2 protein-coding genes are annotated in these 3,657 nt (G+C 56.2%); both read left to right on the top strand.

What is annotated here, in order from left to right; translation table 11 throughout:
- Positions 1-2,285: nitrate reductase subunit alpha (locus ACYQ8U_RS22740; RefSeq protein WP_459947849.1), on the top strand; the 2,285-nt coding region annotated here is incomplete at its 5' end.
- Positions 2,275-3,657: nitrate reductase subunit beta (gene narH, locus ACYQ8U_RS22735; protein WP_459947848.1), on the top strand; the 1,383-nt coding region annotated here is incomplete at its 3' end. The genes ACYQ8U_RS22740 and narH, both read left to right, overlap by 11 nt.

Raw genomic sequence — 3,657 nt, 5'->3', positions numbered from 1 at the left:
AGCAGGACACCTCTGTTCATTACCCCACAGGCTATGACGACCCCCGGCCCTTCACCCCGGCATGGCAGCAGGCAATAACCGGCGTGGCCCGGCAGGAGGTGATCCATGTGGCACGAGAGTTCGCCGAAAATGCCGACAAGACCCACGGCAAGTCCATGATTTTTTTAGGTGCGGGGACCAATCACTGGTATCACAGCGACATGATCTACCGGGCCATCGTCAACCTGACAACCCTCTGTGGCTGCCAAGGAGTTAACGGCGGAGGATGGGCTCACTATGTGGGGCAGGAAAAAGTACGCCCCCAGGCCGGCTGGTCCCAGCTTGCCTTCGGTCTTGACTGGACACGCCCGCCACGCCAGCAAAACGGTACATCATTCTACTACTTTGCCACCGACCAGTGGCGTTATGATGACCTTAACGCTGAATCACTTCTCTGGCCCATGGCCGGTGGCGATTCTCTTCGACATATGGCTGATTACAACGCCGTTGCCGTCCGACTTGGCTGGCTGCCCTCTTACCCTCAGTTCAATCGCAATCCCTTGGATATCTGCAAAGAGGCAGTGGAGAAAGGTGCAGCCACGGATAAGGATATTGTCGCGCATGCAGTCGAACAGCTGAAAAACGGCTCGCTGCGCTTTGCCGTCGAAGACCCCGACCATGCGGATAATTTTCCCCGGGTACTCTTTCTCTGGCGGGCTAATCTGCTTGGGGCCAGCAGCAAGGGCCATGAATATTTTCTCAAGCATCTCCTGGGTGTTGACAACGGTGTACAGAACGCCGAGAGTGAGCTCCGTCCCGAGGAGATTACCTTGCGGGACCCGGCCCCCGAAGGAAAACTCGACCTTCTGGTCACCCTGGAACTTCGTATGTCGACCAGCGCCATGTACTCCGACATCGTTTTGCCGGCAGCGGGCTGGTACGAGATGCACGATCTGAGTACCACCGACATGCACTCTTTTATCCATCCGTTCAACCCGGCGGTGGACCCGCCATGGGAGGCGAAGACCAGTTGGGACCAGTTCAGCGCGATCGCTGAGAAATTCTCCGAATTGGCTGCAGTCCACCTGGGGGAGATGAAAGACCTGGTCGCGACTCCTCTCCTGCACGACAGTCCGGGTGAGATTGGTCAGTCGGAAATCCTTGACTGGCGCAAGGGTGAAACTGAGCCGATACCTGGGCGGACCATGCCACAGCTCTCGGTGATCACCAGGGATTTCCCCAATGCCTATAAAATGATGACGGCATTGGGGCCTTTGGTCCATCAGGTGGGAGTTGGCTCTAAGGGCGTCGCCTGGTCCGGCAAAGAGGAGTATGAAGAGCTTGCCGTCGAACTCGGTACGGTAACCACCCCCGGCAAGAGTTATGGTATGCCGTCACTTACCACCGGCAAGCAGGCCGCCCAGGTCATCTTGAAACTGGCGCCCGAGACCAATGGCGAAACCGCCTTCAAGTCCTGGGCCGGGGTTGAAAAAAAGAGTGGGCTGTCCCTTACCCATCTGAGCGCCGGACGCCGGGACGAGAAGATTTCCTTCAATGATATCACAGCCCAGCCTCGAAAAATCATCACCTCACCGGTCTGGAGCGGTATCGAATCTGAAACCCGGCGCTATTCACCCTTTGTCATCAATATCGAGGAAAAAGTGCCTTTCAGGACGCTGACCGGTCGAGCTCAGTTTTACCTTGACCACCCCTGGATGCTCAATTTCGGGGAGGGACTCCCCTTATACCGACCACCTCTTCATCTGCCTGTCGATAATAGTCCCTATAGCGTTGGAGAAGCACTTGCCAAAATAAAACCGGGCATAACAGAGGATGGGCGAAAGAGTCTGGCCCTCAACTACCTGACACCCCATTCCAAGTGGTCAATCCACAGCACCTATTCCGATACCCTGATTATGCTCACCCTGTTTCGCGGTGGCGAGGCCATCTGGATCAGCGACGTAGACGCACGGACTCTGGAAGTGAAAGACAATGAATGGCTCGAGTGCTTCAATGAAAATGGGGTGGTCATGGCCAAGGCCGTGGTCAGCCACCGGATTCCTCCTGGTGCGGCCTTTATGTACCATGCCCAGGAGCGTCTCATCAATACACCGGGCTCCTCACTCTCCAAACAGCGAGGCGGCACCCACAACAGCGTAACCCGAATTATGGTGAAACCGACGCATATGATCGGCGGCTACGCCCAACTCAGCTACGGCTTCAACTATTACGGTCCGGTCGGGTCCCAACGGGACGAGGTGATCGTGGTACGTAAAGCCGGGGAGGTGGATTGGTATGAAGATTAAAGTCCAGCTGTCCATGGTGCTCAACCTGGACAAATGTATCGGCTGTCATACCTGCAGTATTCCTTGCAAAAATGTCTGGACCACCCGCAAGGGCGCCGAATATATGTGGTTCAACAACGTCGAGACCAAGCCGGGCATCGGTTATCCCCGTGAATGGGAAAACCAGTCGCTGCATAAAGGCGGTTGGATCATGGACAAAGGCGAGCTCCGCCTCAAGGCCGGCGGACGCCTGCACAAGGCTTCCCGTATTTTTCATAATCCCGACCTCCCTGTCATTGACGACTATTACGAGCCATGGGACTATGATTACGAGAGCCTTATCACTGCCCCTATTAAAAAACACCAGCCTTCCATCCGTCCGAAATCCCAGCTGACCGGAGAACCCATGCAAATTAAATGGGGGCCCAATTGGGACGACGACCTGGCTGGTGTCTGCGAGACCGGAGCTCGGGACGTTGACTTCAGCGGTCTTGATCACGCCATCTATCTTTCCTTCAAGCAGGCCTTCATGTTCTACCTGCCCCGGTTGTGCGAGCACTGCCTCAACCCGGCCTGTGTCGCTTCGTGCCCCTCGGGGGCGATGTGCAAGAGGGACGAAGACGGCATTGTGCTCGTCGACCAGGAACGGTGCCGCGGGTGGCGCTACTGCGTGTCGGGCTGTCCTTACAAGAAGGTCTATTTTAATTGGCAGACCGGACGATCGGAGAAATGCATCTTCTGTTATCCGCGGCTTGAGGCAGGTCTTACAACGCTTTGTGCCCATAGCTGCGTCGGCCGCATCCGCTATGTCGGGGTGGTTCTTTACGACGCCGACCGCATTTATGAAGCCGCATCGGCCAAAACCGACAGGGAGGTCTATCCGGCCCATCTGGATCTCTTTCTCGACCCATCGGATCCGGAAACGATCAGTACAGCACGAAGCCAAGGTATTCCCGATCACGTGATGGCAGCTGCCAGGCGGTCGCCGATTTATCCGCTGGCCAAGACATGGCAGCTGGCCCTGCCGCTGCACCCGGAATTCAGGACTTTACCGATGGTCTGGTACATTCCACCCCTCAGTCCCGTCGAGGCATTGGCTAAAAATGAGGACATTATGACAGCTGTCGACAACCTCAGAATCCCGGTAAAATACCTGGCCAATCTGCTGACGGCCGGAGATGAACAACCGGTTCGCACAGCCCTGAAACGGCTGGCTGCCATCCGGGCTTATATGCGCTCGGTGCGAGTGGAAAAGAAACCTGACGATACCATCGCGGCCTCCGTCGGCCTTGATTCACAAACTCTCCTTAAAATGTACGATCTTCTCGCCATCGCCAGGATCGAGGATCGGTCCGTCATCCCCACGACCTCCCACCCGGATAAAAGTCCGCTG

Source organism: Desulfocastanea catecholica, from assembly GCF_054657295.1.
Note: the sequence above shows the minus strand (reverse complement) of the source record. Positions and strands in the feature narration are given on the sequence as shown.